This window comes from Streptomyces erythrochromogenes (assembly GCF_036170895.1).
Taxonomy (GTDB): Bacteria; Actinomycetota; Actinomycetes; order Streptomycetales; family Streptomycetaceae; genus Streptomyces; species Streptomyces erythrochromogenes.
The window spans coordinates 5,442,304-5,457,661 of sequence record NZ_CP108036.1 but is presented as its reverse complement, the minus strand read 5'-3'; the positions used below and the strand labels follow the sequence as shown (position 1 = coordinate 5,457,661).

General features: G+C 70.7%; 12 protein-coding genes. 1 reads left to right on the top strand and 11 read right to left on the bottom strand.

From position 1 onward, the window contains the following. Nucleotides 1-24: 24 nt before the first annotated feature. From OHA91_RS24895 to folC, 10 genes are all read right to left on the bottom strand, one after another. The gene (locus tag OHA91_RS24895) at nt 25-1,950 is read right to left on the bottom strand and encodes a TIGR03960 family B12-binding radical SAM protein (protein WP_209441440.1); all 1,926 of its coding nucleotides are present in this window, start codon (nt 1,948-1,950) and stop codon (nt 25-27) included. Between the two features lie 73 nt (nt 1,951-2,023). After that, nucleotides 2,024-3,544, bottom strand: coding sequence for a CYTH and CHAD domain-containing protein (locus OHA91_RS24890; RefSeq protein WP_031145649.1), 1,521 nt, complete (start codon nt 3,542-3,544; stop codon nt 2,024-2,026). Between the two features lie 49 nt (nt 3,545-3,593). Further along, the gene (gene rodA, locus OHA91_RS24885) at nt 3,594-4,793 is read right to left on the bottom strand and encodes a rod shape-determining protein RodA (RefSeq protein WP_328740040.1); all 1,200 of its coding nucleotides are present in this window, start codon (nt 4,791-4,793) and stop codon (nt 3,594-3,596) included. 15 nt (nt 4,794-4,808) lie between these two features. Continuing rightward, complete coding sequence (gene mrdA / locus OHA91_RS24880; RefSeq protein WP_328740039.1) at nt 4,809-6,980, bottom strand: penicillin-binding protein 2; 2,172 nt, start codon at nt 6,978-6,980, stop codon at nt 4,809-4,811. Between the two features lie 13 nt (nt 6,981-6,993). Next, nucleotides 6,994-7,701, bottom strand: a complete 708-nt coding sequence (gene mreD, locus OHA91_RS24875) for a rod shape-determining protein MreD (protein WP_031145643.1) — start codon at nt 7,699-7,701, stop codon at nt 6,994-6,996. Between the two features lie 13 nt (nt 7,702-7,714). Next, the gene (mreC, locus tag OHA91_RS24870; RefSeq protein ID WP_136230803.1) at nt 7,715-8,662 is read right to left on the bottom strand and encodes a rod shape-determining protein MreC; all 948 of its coding nucleotides are present in this window, start codon (nt 8,660-8,662) and stop codon (nt 7,715-7,717) included. A 134-nt stretch (nt 8,663-8,796) separates the two neighbouring features. Beyond that, nucleotides 8,797-9,816, bottom strand: a complete 1,020-nt coding sequence (locus tag OHA91_RS24865; protein WP_008738981.1) for a rod shape-determining protein — start codon at nt 9,814-9,816, stop codon at nt 8,797-8,799. Between the two features lie 295 nt (nt 9,817-10,111). Beyond that, nucleotides 10,112-10,522 (bottom strand): nucleoside-diphosphate kinase, encoded by a 411-nt coding sequence (ndk, locus tag OHA91_RS24860; RefSeq protein WP_031145638.1) that lies wholly within the window; start codon nt 10,520-10,522, stop codon nt 10,112-10,114. A 90-nt stretch (nt 10,523-10,612) separates the two neighbouring features. Then, nucleotides 10,613-10,990 (bottom strand): DUF4233 domain-containing protein, encoded by a 378-nt coding sequence (locus OHA91_RS24855; protein WP_031145635.1) that lies wholly within the window; start codon nt 10,988-10,990, stop codon nt 10,613-10,615. Between the two features lie 2 nt (nt 10,991-10,992). Continuing rightward, the gene (gene folC / locus OHA91_RS24850) at nt 10,993-12,531 is read right to left on the bottom strand and encodes a bifunctional tetrahydrofolate synthase/dihydrofolate synthase (RefSeq protein ID WP_381620076.1); all 1,539 of its coding nucleotides are present in this window, start codon (nt 12,529-12,531) and stop codon (nt 10,993-10,995) included. A 117-nt stretch (nt 12,532-12,648) separates the two neighbouring features. Between folC and OHA91_RS24845 the strand changes: the two genes are divergently transcribed. Then, nucleotides 12,649-13,698 (top strand): rod shape-determining protein, encoded by a 1,050-nt coding sequence (locus OHA91_RS24845; RefSeq protein ID WP_328740037.1) that lies wholly within the window; start codon nt 12,649-12,651, stop codon nt 13,696-13,698. A gap of 190 nt (nt 13,699-13,888) precedes the next feature. Here the strand turns inward: OHA91_RS24845 and OHA91_RS24840 are convergent, their stop codons facing one another. Next, nucleotides 13,889-15,037 (bottom strand): sensor histidine kinase, encoded by a 1,149-nt coding sequence (locus OHA91_RS24840; protein WP_266501244.1) that lies wholly within the window; start codon nt 15,035-15,037, stop codon nt 13,889-13,891. Nucleotides 15,038-15,358: the final 321 nt, after the last annotated feature.

Genomic DNA, 15,358 nt, shown 5'->3' with positions numbered 1-15,358 from the left:
CGGGGGCCTCTCGTGACCCAAGGGTTACTTCACGACCGACAGCGGCAGCAGCTTCTTGCCGGTCGGGCCGATCTGGATCTCGGTCTGCATCTGCGGGCAGACGCCGCAGTCGAAGCACGGGGTCCAGCGGCAGTCGTCGACCTCGGTCTCGTCGAGGGCGTCCTGCCAGTCCTCCCAGAGCCAGTCCTTGTCGAGACCGGAGTCCAGGTGGTCCCAGGGCAGGACCTCCTCGTAGGTGCGCTCGCGCGTCGTGTACCAGGCCACGTCCACGCCGTAGGCGGGCAGCGTCTTCTCGGCCGCCTCCATCCAGCGGTCGTAGCTGAAGTGCTCGCGCCAGCCGTCGAAGCGGCCGCCCGACTCGTACACGGCGCGGATGACGTCGCCGATGCGGCGGTCGCCGCGCGAGAGGAGGCCCTCGACGATGCCCGGCTTGCCGTCGTGGTAGCGGAAGCCGATGGAGCGGCCGTACTTCTTGTCGCCGCGGATCTTGTCGCGGAGCTTGCCCAGGCGGGCGTCCGTCTCCTCGGCCGACAGCTGCGGCGCCCACTGGAACGGGGTGTGCGGCTTGGGCACGAACCCGCCGATGGACACCGTGCAGCGGATGTCGTTCTGGCCCGAGACCTCGCGGCCCTTGGCGATGACGTTGACCGCCATGTCGCCGATCTGGAGCACGTCCTCGTCGGTCTCGGTGGGCAGGCCGCACATGAAGTACAGCTTCACCTGGCGCCAGCCGTTGCCGTACGCCGTGGAGACGGTGCGGATCAGGTCCTCTTCCGAGACCATCTTGTTGATGACCTTGCGCATGCGCTCGGAGCCGCCCTCGGGGGCGAAGGTCAGACCGGAGCGGCGACCGTTGCGGGTCAGCTCGTTGGCCAGGTCCACGTTGAAGGCGTCCACGCGGGTCGACGGGAGGGACAGGCCCACCTTGTCGTCCGAGTAGCGGTCCGCCAGGCCCTTGGCGATGTCGGCGATCTCGGTGTGGTCCGCGGAGGACAGCGAGAGCAGGCCGACCTCCTCGAAGCCGGTCGCCTTGAGACCCTTCTCGACCATCTCGCCGATGCCGGTGATGCTTCGCTCCCGCACGGGGCGCGTGATCATGCCGGCCTGGCAGAAACGGCAGCCGCGGGTGCAACCGCGGAAGATCTCGACGGACATGCGCTCGTGGACGGTCTCCGCGAGCGGGACGAGGGGCTGCTTGGGGTAGGGCCACTCGTCGAGGTCCATGACGGTGTGCTTGGACACGCGCCACGGCACGCCGGACCGGTTGGGCACGACGCGGCCGATACGGCCGTCGGGCAGGTACTCGACGTCGTAGAAGCCGGGGACGTAGACGTTGCCGGTCTTGGCGAGACGGAGGAGGACCTCCTCGCGGCCGCCCGGCCGGCCCTCGGCCTTCCAGGTGCGGATGATCTCGGTCATGTCGAGGACGGCCTGCTCGCCGTCGCCGATGACCGCGCAGTCGATGAACTCCGCGATCGGCTCCGGGTTGAAGGCCGCGTGGCCGCCCGCGAGGACGATCGGGTGGTCCACCGTGCGGTTCCTGGCCTCCAGCGGGATGCCCGCGAGGTCCAGGGCCGTCAGCATGTTGGTGTAGCCCAGCTCCGTGGAGAAGGACAGGCCGAACACGTCGAAGGCGGACACGGGGCGGTGGCTGTCCACGGTGAACTGGGGCACCTTGTGCTCGCGCATCAGTTCTTCGAGGTCCGGCCACACGCTGTAGGTGCGCTCGGCGAGGACGCCCTCGCGCTCGTTGAGCACCTCGTAGAGGATCATGACGCCCTGGTTGGGCAGCCCGACTTCGTATGCGTCCGGGTACATGAGGGCCCAGCGGACGTCGCAGCTGTCCCACTCCTTGACCGTGGAGTTGAGTTCACCGCCGACGTACTGGATGGGCTTCTGCACGTGCGGAAGCAGGGCCTCAAGCTGAGGGAAGACCGACTCGGTCATCACGCGACTTTCGTGAAGCGGGAAGGGGGCAGCTATCTAGCGTACCCCGACGGCTCAGCCGCCCCCACCCGCATGATCACCGCAGGGCCGCCCGCAGGGCGGGGGCCGAGGCCTTCGCCCATACGTCCGGAAGCTCCCGCTCACGGCGCTCCGCCAGGGCCTCCTCGCGGCCGTAGAGCACACCCCAGGTGAAGGCGGACTCCCCCGCGTCGGCCGCTTGGGCCGCGAGGCCGCGCAGGGCCTCGCGGGCCACGACGCTGTCCTGGTGGTCGCCGAGCAGGGTCTGCACCTTCTTCACGGCCTTGGCCAGGTGTTTCGCCGGCTTGCCGAGCTCGGGGACGGCCGACTCCGCCGCGTACCGCACGCGCTTGGCCGCCTTGCGGGCCTCGTGCAGGGCCAGGTCCCGTTCCTTGCCGGCGTCGAGGGCGAGGGCGCCGTCGATCCGGGTGGCGAGGCGCGCGTAGTCGCGGAGCACCGCCTTCGGCAGGACCTTCTCCGGGGAGCCGGCCGCGCCGTCGAGCAGCGGGGGCGCGTCCAGCAGGGCGTCGAGGGAGTTCAGCAGGGTGACGTAGCGGTCGCTGTCGAGCGCGGCCAGGGCCCTGCGGCGCGATCCGGCGCGCCGGCCGGTGTTCCACGTCCGCAGCCGGCTGCGGACGGGGCCGGTCAGCAGGGTGCGGGGCAGGTCGGCGAGCTGGGCCTGGAGCCGCTCCATCAGGACCTCCTGGTCGCGGTCGACGCCGAGTTCGGCGGCCAGCCAGCGCAGCTCCTCGCCGAGCGGGTCGGTGACCTCGCGGTCCAGGACCTTGCGGTAGGTCTTGAAGGCGCTGCGCAGCCGGCGGGTGGCGACCCGCATCTGGTGGACGGAGTCCGGCAGGTTGCGCCGTACGGCCGGGTCCTGGGCGACCAGGGCGTCGCGCTGCTCGGCCAGGTACGCGACGACGTGCGCGCCGGCGGTGCCCTCGGGGCCGCCTCCGAAGGAGCGGGCCGGGGGCGCGGCGTCGGTCTCGGCGAGGGCCCGGGCGAGTTTCGAGGGGGCGTCGGAGACCCGGAGCCCGGCCTTGCGGAAGGTCTTCTCGACGGCGTCGAGCAGGTCGGGGTCGACTCCGTCGGCGAGTTCGACCTCGACCTCGGTCCAGCCGGCGGTGGCGTCGCCGCGCTCGGCCAGGACCTCGTCGGTGCTCAGTTCGGCCAGGAGTGCTCCGTCGGCGTCGAGCAGATGGCTGACGCGGCGCGAGGAGACCAGCCGGACCTGCGGGCCGAGTCCGGCGTCGCGGACGCGGGAGCGGACGAGGGCGGCGAGGGCGGGTGGGAGCGTGTCGCTGAGCGCGGCGCCGACCTCGTCGCGCACTCCCGGGGAGACGGGCAGTTTGAGGTGCCAGCCCTCGTCCGCGCCGCCCGTTCTGCGCCGGAGGGTGAGACCGTCGGCGGCGAGCCGCTGGTCGGGGGTGTCGTAGTAGACGGCGTCGAGGTCGACGGTGCCCTGGTCGGTGACGGCCGCGATCGCGGCCGTCCCCGTCAGGTCCGGCACCCCGCGCCGGGCAGATTTGGCCTTGGAGAACTCGAATTTACGCTCGATCTCGCGCTTTGTGTCCGCCATGTACCGAACTTAATCCTGAACGGAACACGTCTGCAGGATGAACGGAACATCAGGCTGACAATGGCCGTTGGACCTTGATCGACTGGAGGAGTCCTACCGCTATCCACACGGCGAACATCGACGAGCCTCCGTAGGACACGAACGGCAGCGGCAGACCGGCAACGGGCATGATGCCGAGGGTCATCCCGATGTTCTCGAAGGACTGGAAGGCGAACCAGGCGATGATGCCGGCGCACACGATGGTCCCGTAGAGCTCGGTGGTCTCCCGGGCGATCACGCAGGCCCGCCAGAGGATGACGCCCAGCAGTACGAGGATCAGGCCGGCCCCGACGAAGCCGAGCTCCTCGCCGGCCACGGTGAAGACGAAGTCCGTCTGCTGCTCGGGCACGAACTGGCCGGTGGTCTGCGAGCCCTTGAAGAGCCCGGAGCCGGTCAGGCCGCCGGAGCCGATCGCGATGCGCGCCTGGTTGGTGTTGTAGCCGACGCCGGCGGGGTCGAGCTCGGGGTTGGCGAAGGCCGCGAAGCGGTTGATCTGGTACTCGTCGAGCACGCCGAGCTGCCATATCAGGACGGCTCCGCCCACGCCGGAGGCGAGGAGGCCGATCACCCAGCGGTTGGAGGCCCCGGAGGCGAGCAGCACGCCGAGCACGATGACGACCATGACCATGACGGAGCCGAGGTCGGGCATCAGCATGACGATGCCCATCGGGGCGGCGGCCAGGCAGAGCGCCTTGACGACCGTGCGGTGGTCCGGATGGGCGAGGTCGCCCGCGTCCACCCGGGTGGCGAGCAGCATCGCCATGACCAGGATGATCGTGATCTTCACGAACTCGGACGGCTGGAGGGAGAATCCGCCGCCGATCACGATCCACGCGTGGGCGCCGTTGATGGTGGCGCCGAGCGGGGTCAGCACGGCGAGGATGAGCACGAGCGAGAGCCCGTAGAGGACGGGGACGGCTCCGCGCAGGGTGCGGTGGCCGAGCCAGATGGTGCCGATCATCAGCACCAGGCCGATGCCGGTGTTCAGGGCGTGCCGGGCGAGGAAGTAATAGGGGTCGCCCTGGTTCAGGGTGGTCCTGTTGCGGGTGGCCGACCACACGAGCAGGGCCCCGAGGAAGGACAGTGCGAGCGACGAGAGCAGGATCGGCCAGTCGAGCCGGCGCAGCACGGAGTCGCGGGCGGTGAGCTTGGCCATCGGGCCGCGCTCGGGCGCGTACCGGGAGACGGAGAACTTGTTGGCGGTTGGCATGTCGGTATGGGGTCCTCAGTCGTGCCGTGTCGGGGGAGGCCCGGCGAGTGCCGGCGGTTCCAGTTCCTCCGCGGACGGCGGTACGTACGGCCTGATCTCGGGGGACTCGATGGAGCCGTCGGGGTTGATCTTGGGCAGTTTCGCCTCCGGGACCGGCAGCAGGGCCTTCTTCGGGTCGTACTTCCCGTCCATGGTCAGACCGTAGAGGGCGTTGTAGAGGTTGCGGACGGCGGGGCCGGAGGCTCCGGAGCCGGTGCCGCCCTGGGAGATCGTCATGACGATCGTGAAGTCCTTGGTGTAGGTCGCCAGCCACGAGGTGGTCTGCTTGCCGTAGACCTGGGCGGTACCCGTCTTCGCGTGCATCGGGATCTTGTCCTGGGGCCAGCCGCCGAAGCGCCACGCGGCGGTGCCGCCGGGCTCGACGACCATGCGCAGGCCCTTGTCGAGGTCCGCGACGGTCTGGGCGCCGATGGGGAGCCTGCCGTGGGACTGGGGCTTGATCATCTCGACGCGCTTGCCGTCGGGGCTGATCACGGCCTTGCCGACGGTGGGGTTGTAGAGGGTGCCGCCGTTGCTGATGGCGGAGTAGGCGGTGGCCATCTGGATGGGGGTGACGAGGACGTCGCCCTGGCCGATGGCGAAGTTGATGCTGTCGTACGCCTTGAGCTGGTTGCCTTCGAGGCAGCTCTCGTAGGCGATCTGCTCGACGTAGGTGCCGCCCCGCTTGCCCTGCTTGCACCAGGAGTTCTTGTTGGCCGCCCAGAAGCTCTGCTTCCACTGGCGGTCGGGGATGCGGCCCTTGACCTCGTTGGGCAGGTCGATCCCGGTCTCGGAGCCGAGCCCGAACTCGCGGGCCGTCCGGTAGAACCAGTCGTGGGCGTCCTTCTTGGGGCTGAGGCCCCCGTCGCGCTGCCACTCCTTGTGCCCGAGGGCGTAGAAGACGGTGTTGCAGGAGAACTTGAGGGCCTCGCCGAGGGTGATGGGGCCGTGCCCCTTGGACTCGAAGTTCGCGAAGCTGCGGCCGCCGAGGCTGTAGGAGCTGCTGCAGTTGTACTTGTCGTTGAACTTGTAGCCGGCCCGGACGGCGGCGCTCGCGGAGACCACCTTGAAGATGGAGCCGGCGGGGGCCATGCCCTGGATGGCGCGGTTGAGCAGCGGGTAGTTGGAGCCCTTGCTGGTGAGCTTGGCGTAGTCCGCGCCGGAGATGCCGCCGACCCAGGCGTTGGGGTCGTAGTCGGGCTGGGAGGCCATCGCGACGATGCGGCCGGTCTTGGCCTCCATGACGACTACGGCGCCCGAGTCGGCCTCGTACTTGCGGCCGGTGATGTTGTCGGTCTCGTTGCGGACGACCTTCATCGCCTGCTGGAGCTCGAACTCGGCCACGGCCTGGACCCGTGCGTCGATGCTGGTGACGAGGGTGGACCCGGCGATTCCGGGGTCGGACCTGGTCTGGCCCATGACCCGGCCGAGGTTGTCGACCTCGTAGGAGGTGACCTGCGCCTTGCCGCGCAGCTCGCGGTCGTAGGTGCGCTCGATCCCGGAGCGGCCGACCTGGTCGGACCGCAGGTGCGGGGAGTCGGTGTCCTTGGCCTTCTGGATCTCGTCGTCGGTGACGGGCGAGAGGTAGCCGAGCACCTGTGAGGTGCGGGCGCCGCCGGGGGCCGGGTAGCGGCGGACGGCGGTGGGCTCCGCGGTGATGCCGGGGAACTCCTCCGGGCGCTCGCGCAGCTGGAGCGCCTGCTGGGTGGTGGCTTCGAGGGTGACCGGGATCGGCTGGTACGGGGACCCGTTCCAGCAGGGCTTGGGCGTCTGGGAGTCGCAGAGCCGGACCTTGTCCATGACCTCCTTGGGGGTCATGTCCAGGACGTCGGCGAGGCGGGTCATGACGCCCTTGCCCTTGTCCTTCATCTTCATCAGCGCTGTGCGGCTGGCGGAGACGACCAGGCGGGTCTCGTTGTCGGCGAGCGGGACCCCGCGGGCGTCGAGGATCGAGCCGCGCACGGCCGGCTGGACGACCCGCTGGACGTGGTTGCTCTTGGCCTCGTGGTAGTACTCCGCGCCGTTGCGGATCTGGAGGAACCAGAGCCGGCCGCCGAGGGTGATGAGCATCGAGAAGACGAGGACCTGCATGATGACGAGCCTGATCTGCACCCGGGAGGTGCGGCCGGTCTCCGGGACGTTGGTCACGTCTGCTCCTCCCTCACAGCTTCTTGACGCTCTTCACACCCTTGGTCGGCTTGACGCCCTTTATGCGGACCGCCTTGTTGGCGCGGGACCGCGCGGTCTTCAGGCGCAGGCCGCCGCGCTGGCTGCCGATGCGCAGGCCGGTGCCGCCGGTCAGCCAGCCGGCGGAGACGTCGGCTGCCTTGTTGGCGGGGCCGCCGCCGGCCTCGACGGCCATCGGGTCGTTGTCGGCCTTGCGCGCCAGCGCCATGATCCACGGCACGGTGAAGGGCGCGAGCAGCAGGTCGTAGAGGGTGGCGGTGAACACCAGCCCGGTCAGGCCCACGTGGCGGGCTGCGGTGTCGCCGACGAGGGCGCCCACGCCCGCGTAGAGCAGGGTGGAGCCGATCGCGGCGGCGACGACGGTCAGCATCGGGCCCCAGGCCGAGCGGAACCGCCCGCCGTCGGGGCGGACGAGGCCGGCGACGTAGCCGATGACGCACAGGACGAGCGCGTACCGCCCGGCCGCGTGGTCGGCGGGCGGTGCCAGGTCGGCGAGGAGTCCGGCGCCGAAGCCGATGAGCGCGCCGCTGACGTGCCCGTACACGAGTGCGAGGGACACGACGGTGAGGAGCAGCAGGTCGGGTACGGCGCCGGGCAGTTGGAGCCGGCCCAGGACGGTGACCTGGACGACGAGGGCGACCACGACGAGCGTGGCCGAGAGCAGGATCCGGTTGAAGCGCATGCGGGGTCGGCTCCTAGTCGTCGGCCGGCTGGGCGAGCGGGCTGGCGGCCCCGGACGGGGTGACCGTGACGGTGACCGTCGGGGTGGGCTTGGGGGCCTCGGGCTTGGGCGGCAGGACGGCGTCGCGCGGGTCCTCGCGCGGCGGCATCACCACGACGCCGACGATGTCCAGCCGCGAGAAGCCGACGAACGGACGCACCCAGACGGTGCGGGTCAGGTCGCCGCGCGAGGGGTCGACCTTGACCACCTCGCCGATCGGGACGCCGGGCACGAAGGGCTTGTTGCCGCGCGAGCCGAAGGTGACGAGCCGGTCGCCGGGGCTGACCTTGGCCTTGCCGTTGAGCATCTGGACGGACAGGGCGCGGTCGCCCTGGCCGGTGGCGAAGCCGAGTTCGCCGGTCTTCTCCAGGCGCGTGCCGACGGTGAAGTCGGGGTCGTTGGCGAGGACGACGGTGGAGGTGTCGGGGCCCACGGTGGTGACGCGGCCGACGAGCCCGTCGCCGTTGAGGACGGTCATGTCGCGTTCGATGCCGTCCTTGCTGCCGGCGTCGATGGTGACGGTCCAGGAGAAGCCCTGGGCCGCTCCTATGGCGATGACCTCGGCGCCCTTGATGCCGTACTGTCCGGCGCCCGCCCGCTTGAGCATCTCGTCGAGTTCGTGGATGCGGCTGCGGGTCTGGTCCTCGCTGCCGAGCTTGGCCTTGAGGGCCGCGTTCTCGCGCTCCAGCGTGGCGATGCGGTTGTGGCGCTCCCCGGAGTCCCGTACGGCCCCTATGGCGTTGGCGACCGGATCGACCGCGGTCGCCACACCTTCCTCGACCGGCCCGAAGACCGCCGCGGCGGCCTGCCGGGCACCGTCGACCGGTGACTCCTCGCCTGCCCTGATGTCCACCGTGATCAACGCGAACGCGATGGCGATCAGAAGCACCAGGAGCAGCCGGCTTTCTCGTGTGTCCCTCACGTGCGGCGGCCGTGCCTTCCTCGTCGGAATTCTCTTTTGCCTGTATATCAACGATCCGCCGCACGGGCCCGGTAGCACCCGTACGGCGGATCCTTGTGTTCCGCTTAGCCCCTCCCCGGCCGGGAGGGGTGTGGTCACCGACGGGGCTGCGCGTCCAGGACCTGCTGGAGGGCCTCGAACTCCTCGACGCACTTGCCGGAGCCGAGCGCGACGGAGTCGAGGGGGTCCTCGGCGATGTGGATCGGCATGCCGGTCTCACGGCGGAGCCGCTCGTCCAGACCGCGGAGCAGGGCGCCGCCGCCGGTCAGGACGATGCCGCGGTCCATGATGTCGCCCGAGAGCTCCGGCGGGCACTTGTCGAGCGTCGTCTTGACCGCGTCGACGATGGCGTTCACCGGCTCCTCGATGGCCTTGCGCACCTCGGCGGCCGAGATGACGACCGTCTTGGGCAGACCCGAGACCAGGTCCCGGCCGCGGATCTCGGTGTGCTCGTCCTTGTCGAGGTCGTACGCCGACCCGATGGTGATCTTGATCTGTTCGGCCGTCCGCTCACCGAGGAGGAGCGAGTACTCCTTCTTGATGTGCTGGATGATCGCGTTGTCGAGCTCGTCGCCGGCCACGCGGATGGACTGTGCCGTGACGATTCCGCCGAGGGAGATGACGGCGACCTCGGTGGTGCCGCCGCCGATGTCCACGACCATGTTGCCGGTGGCCTCGTGGACGGGCAGGCCCGAGCCGATGGCGGCGGCCATGGGCTCTTCGATGATGTGCACCTGGCGGGCGCCGGCCTGCGTGGACGCCTCGATGACCGCGCGGCGCTCCACTCCCGTGATGCCGGAGGGGACGCAGACCACGACGCGCGGGCGGGCCAGGTAGCGGCGCTTGTGGATCTTGAGGATGAAGTACCGGAGCATACGCTCGGTGATCTCGAAGTCGGCGATCACGCCGTCCTTGAGGGGCCGTACGGCGACGATGTTTCCGGGCGTGCGCCCGATCATCTTCTTCGCCTCCGAGCCGACCGCCAGGATGCCGCCGGTGTTCGTGTTGATGGCGACCACGGACGGCTCGTTCAGGACGATCCCCCGGCCCCTCACGTACACCAGCGTGTTGGCGGTCCCGAGGTCGATCGCCATGTCACGGCCGATGAACGACATGTTGTTCCCCTTGTTCCCCATGAGGAGCGTCTGGCCTTCCAGTTGATAGCGGCTGCTGTCAGGTCGGCGAGGTGGGTGTGTGGGTGGAGGCCCCATCGTAGTGCCGGGGTACGGACACCGCGCGACGGGACTCCGGCAATCCCGCCGGAATGGATACCCGCCCCCTTAGTGGTGACGACGTCTCCTGCCCAGGCGTTCCCGCTCGGGCCCGGAATTACCTGGGGGCGACCGAAATTACTTCGGTCGCCCCAGGTCATGAGCGCTATTCGGCTGATGTCTCGTCAGGAGGGAGTGATCAGAGCGCGGGGAAGAAGAGCTTCAGCTCGCGCTCCGCGGACTCCTCCGAGTCCGAGGCGTGGATCAGGTTCTCCCGGGTGACGGTACCGAAGTCGCCGCGGATGGAGCCGGGCGCCGCGGCGATCGGGTCGGTGGGTCCGGCCAGCTGGCGGACGCCCTCGATCACGCGCTCCCCCTCGACGACCAGGGCCACGACCGGGCCGCTGGACATGAAGCCCATGAGCGGCTCGTAGAACGGCTTGCCCTTGTGCTCGCCGTAGTGCGTCTCCAGGGTCTCCTGGTCGAGCGTGCGCAGCTCCAGTGCGGGGATGGTCCAGCCGGCCTTCCGCTCGATGCGGCCGATGATCTCGCCGACCAGGCCACGACGGACGGCGTCGGGCTTGAGCAGGACGAGGGTGCGCTGGGTCATGTTGCGGCTCCTTGCGGCATACGGGTGCGGTAGGGCGAATCTACAGGGCCGTCCGGGGAGGTCCCGCCGTCCGGGTGGCCGGGGGATCCGTCAGGCGGTGTCGGGCGCTCCGGAGGTCGCGGACGCCCCGGGAGCCTCCTGCGCGGCGGCCCAGCGCTCCTTGATCGAGTCGATCTTCCGGCCGTAGTGCACGGAGCACCACCACAGGCCGGCGAACACCGCGCCAAGGAAGAACATCGTCGGGACGAAGAACCCGCTCGCGATGAGGCCGATCTGCAGGGCCCAGCCCAGCTGGACCGCTCCGGGGCGCGACAGCATGCCGCACAGCAGCACCGACAGCAGCATCGAGACCCCGCACACAGTCCAGACCGTGGCCTGGGTCAGGTCCGGGTCCTTCATGGCGACCAGCCCCGCGAAGCCGATCACGAAGAACTCGCCGATCAGCGTGCTCGCACACAGCGTGCGCATCCTCAGCCCCTCTTCAGCAGCAGGCGGGCCTCGCCCACCGTGATCACGGAACCGGTCACCAGGACCCCGGCCCCTCCGTACTCGGCCTCTTCCTCCGCCAGCGTGATCGCCGCCTCCAGGGCGTCGTCCAGCCGCGGCTCCACCTGCACCCGGTCCGTGCCGAAGACCTCGACGGCGACGGCCGCCAGCTCGTCGGCGCCCATCGACCGGTGGCTGGAGTTCTGCGTGACCACGACCTCCGCGAAGATCGGCTCGAAGGCCTCCAGCACCCCGCGCACGTCCTTGTCCTCGCTCGCGGCCACGACGCCGATGAGCCGGCTGAAGCCGAACGCCTCGGTGACCGCTTCCGCGGTGACCGCCGCGCCCGCCGGGTTGTGCGCCGCGTCCAGGATCACCGTCGGGCTGCGCCGCACGACCTCCATGCGGCCGGGCGAGGTCACCGAGGCGAAGGCCTTGCGCACGGTGTCCACGTCCAGCACCCGGGCGTGCTGCCCGCCGACCCCGAAGAAGGCCTCGACCGCGGCGAGCGCCACCGCCGCGTTGTGCGCCATGTGGGCGCCGTAGAGCGGCAGGAAGATCCCGTCGTACTCGCCGCCCACGCCGCGCAGCGTCAGCTGCTGCCCGCCGACCGCGACCTCGCGCGAGACGACGCCGAACTCCATGCCCTCGCGGGCCACCGTCGCGTCGACCTCGACGGCCTTCTTCAGCAGCACCTGGGCCGCGTCCACCGGCTGCTGCGCCAGGATCACGGTCGCGTCCTGCTTGATGATGCCGCCCTTCTCCACGGCGATCTCACCGGGCGTGGAGCCGAGCCGGTCGGTGTGGTCCAGGCTGATCGGGGTGACGACGGCGACGGAGCCGTCGATGACGTTGGTCGCGTCCCAGCTGCCGCCCATGCCGACCTCGACCACGGCCACGTCCACCGGGGCGTCCGCGAAGGCCGCGTAGGCCATCCCGGTGAGCACCTCGAAGAAGGACAGCCGGAACTCCTCGGCGGCGTCGACCATCTCCACGTACGGCTTGACGTCGTGGTACGTCTCCACGAACCGCTCGGCCTCGATCGGCGCCCCGTCGAGGCTGATCCGCTCGGTGATCGACTGCACGTGCGGGCTCGTGTACCGGCCGGTGCGCAGCTCGAAGGCGTTCAGCAGGGCCTCGATCATGCGGGCCGTGCTGGTCTTGCCGTTGGTCCCGGTGATGTGGATGGAGGGGTACGCGCGCTGGGGCTCGCCCAGCACGTCCATCAGCGCCGCGATCCGCGACACCGAAGGCTCCAGCTTGGTCTCGCCCCATCGGGTGGAGAGTTCCTGCTCCACCTCCAGCAGCGCCTTGGCGACCTCCGGGTCGACGGGCCGGGCGGGCACCGGGTCCCCCTGGGGCGGACCGGCCTGGGCGCGCAGGGTGCGGCTGCCGGCCTCGATCACCGCCAGGTCGGGGTCGCGGTCGGACTCTTCCGCCACGATCTGGTCGAACTCGTCGAAGGTGCCGGCGAGGTCTTCGTCGTCGTGGCGGTCGTGGCTCTCGGGCTGCTGGTCACTCACAGGGCCAGTCTACGGACGGCCACCGGGAGGACTTTCGGCCCGGCCCTTTCGGGACCTCCGGCGCCGGAAGTGACCTGATCGTCATGCAAGCCTTGCGAGCAGCAGATTGGGGAACAAATGCCGCTGGCCAGCAGCAACAAGACAGCATCCAGCCGCGACATAGGCATCGACCTGGGAACCGCCAACACCCTCGTCTACGCGCGCGGGCACGGAATCGTCCTCAATGAGCCGTCCGTGGTCGCCGTCAAGGCGGGCACCACCACCGCCCTGGCCGTCGGGGCGGACGCCAAGGAGACCATCGGCCGCACCCCCGGGTCCATCACCGCGATCCGCCCCCTCAAGGGCGGCGTGATCTGCGACTACGAGGCCGCCGAGGAGATGATCCGGCACTTCGTGCGCAAGGCGGTCCCCGGCCGGCGGACCCGCACCCGGATGGTGATCTGCGTACCCTCCGGCGTCACCCCGGTCGAACGGCGGGCCATCGTCAACGCCTCCACCCGGGCCGGCGCCAAGGCGGTCCACCTGATCGAGGAGCCGATGGCGGCGGCGATCGGCGCCGGACTGCCCGTGGCCGAACCGCGCGGCTCCATGGTCGTGGACATCGGCGGCGGCACCTCCGAGGTCGCCGTCATCTCCCTCGGCGGCATCGTCACCTCCCGCTCGCTGCGCATCGGCGGCGACCGGCTCGACGCGGCGATCATGGACCACGTACGCCGGGAGTACGCGCTGCTCATCGGCGAGCGCACCGCCGAGCACGCCAAGCTGGCGATCGGCTCGGCCTGGCCGGTGCCGGACCGGCCCGAGCTGGAGACGGCGACCTTCACCGTGCGCGGCCGCGAGAAGGTCGGCGGGATGCCGAAGACGCACCGGCTGGGCGCGGCCGACGTGCGCGCCGCCCTCGACGAGCCGGTCGAGGCGATCATCGCGGCGGTCCGCGGCACGCTGGAGGAATGCCCGCCGGAGCTGTCCGGCGACGTGATGGAGCACGGCATCGTCCTGACCGGCGGCGGCGCCCTGCTGCCCGGACTCGACCTGCGCATGGCCTCCGCGACCGGCATCCCGGTCTTCGTCGCCGACAACCCGCTGGACTGCGTGGCGCTGGGCTCCGGCCGCTGCGTGGAGGACCTGGACACGCTGAACAGTCTGCTGACCCCGGCCCGGGGCTAGGCCGTCTCTTCCGGACCCTGCCGGTTGGGCCCGCGTCGGCCGGTGCCGTGGATCGCAAGGCGGAGGGGCTCCCGATGACCGGACGTCCTCGGGAGCCTCGACAACCTGGGGGTCCCCCCGGCCGGAGTCTGGGGGATGAGGTGCGGCGCCGGGCGGCGGCGCGGGTCAGGCAAGATCCGGAAGAGGCGGCCTAACCCCTCGGCAGGGTGGCGACGACCTCGTACGTGTCGTCCGTGCGGGTCGCCGTCAGGTTTCCGCCCAGGCTGCGGACGCGCTCGGACATGCTCGCCGTGCCGGAGCCCGCCGAGACGGGGGCCCGGCCCGGGGTCCGGGCCGGCAGGGCGTTGCTGACGGCGATCCGCAGCCGCGGGCCGTCCGCCGCGATCGACACGTCGATGGTCTCCCCGTGCGCGTGCTTGGCGGCATTGGTCAGGCACTCCTGCACCACCCGGTAGACCGCCGCCTGCCGCAGCGGCGACAGCCCGTGCACGCCCTCGTCCATGGCCAGCCGGACGGGCGAACCGGCCCGTCCGCTCTCCTCCGCCAGCGCCGGCAGCCCGTCGACCCCCGGGGTCGAGGCCCGTTCGCCCCGCTGCACAATGATCTCGTTGAGCACCAGATGGGCCCGGCGCGCGGTGTCGGCCAGCTCCTCGAAGTCCTTCGCGTGCGCCGTCTCGCGCGCCCGTACCGACAGCACCTCGGACCGCACCGTCAGCAGGGTCAGCTCCCGCCCGACGAAGTCGTGCACGTCGCGGGCGACGGAGACGCGTTCCTGCTGGACGGCCCGGAACACGGCGGACTCGGCCCGCCGGGCGGTCAGCTCCCGCACCAGGTCGTGCCGGTAGGCGGCGATGCCCACCGCCGAGGCGAGAGCGCCGATGGGCACGACGATGCTGAGGAAGCCGCTGAGCGTGTGCCCCTGCGGCTCGGGCCAGCCCGGCACCCAGAACATGACGAGCGCGAAGGCGATGTACCCGAGCGTCGCCAGGATCCCCGCCCGGCGCCCGCGGAAACGGCCGACCGAGTAGAGCGCGAACTGGATCAGGGTCAGCTCGTGCAGCCATCCGATGAAGAGCAGCGCCGCCAGGTACGAGATCCAGGGCAGTCGGCGGCGCACCAGCAGCGTCGCGCAGCCCAGGGCGAGCACGACGGCCGCGGCGGGTCCGCTCAGCGAGTTGTCGGCGGCGGCCAGGCCCGGCAGGTCGAGGGCCATCAGCCCGAGGCAGCCCAGTGCGGTGAGCACGTCGACCGCCCGCGGTGAACCGGGCCAGGTGTCGGCCAGCCGACGGCCGGCGGCCACGCAGCGGTGGAACACCGGGGCGACGGGCTTGACGTGCATGCCCTCCATCATCCGTGGTCGGTGCCGCGGATGAGATCCAGCCGACGGGGAAACGGAGTGATTTAGGGCACTTCGGACAGGTCGGAGGTCCCGGCAGCCCGCGACCTTGCGCCCCTCCCCCTGGACCGCCCCCGCTCCTGGCCTCGGAGGAATGACGACCGGAACAACCGCCCACCGGGGCACGGCCCTGCTCCTGCTGATCGGCGGCCTGATCGGTGCGCCGGCGTCGGGCATCCTCACGTACGACCGCATCCGCACCCGGGATGACCCGCCTCTTCGTCCTGACGGCCGGTGCGGTGCTCCCGCGCCGGATGTGGCTCG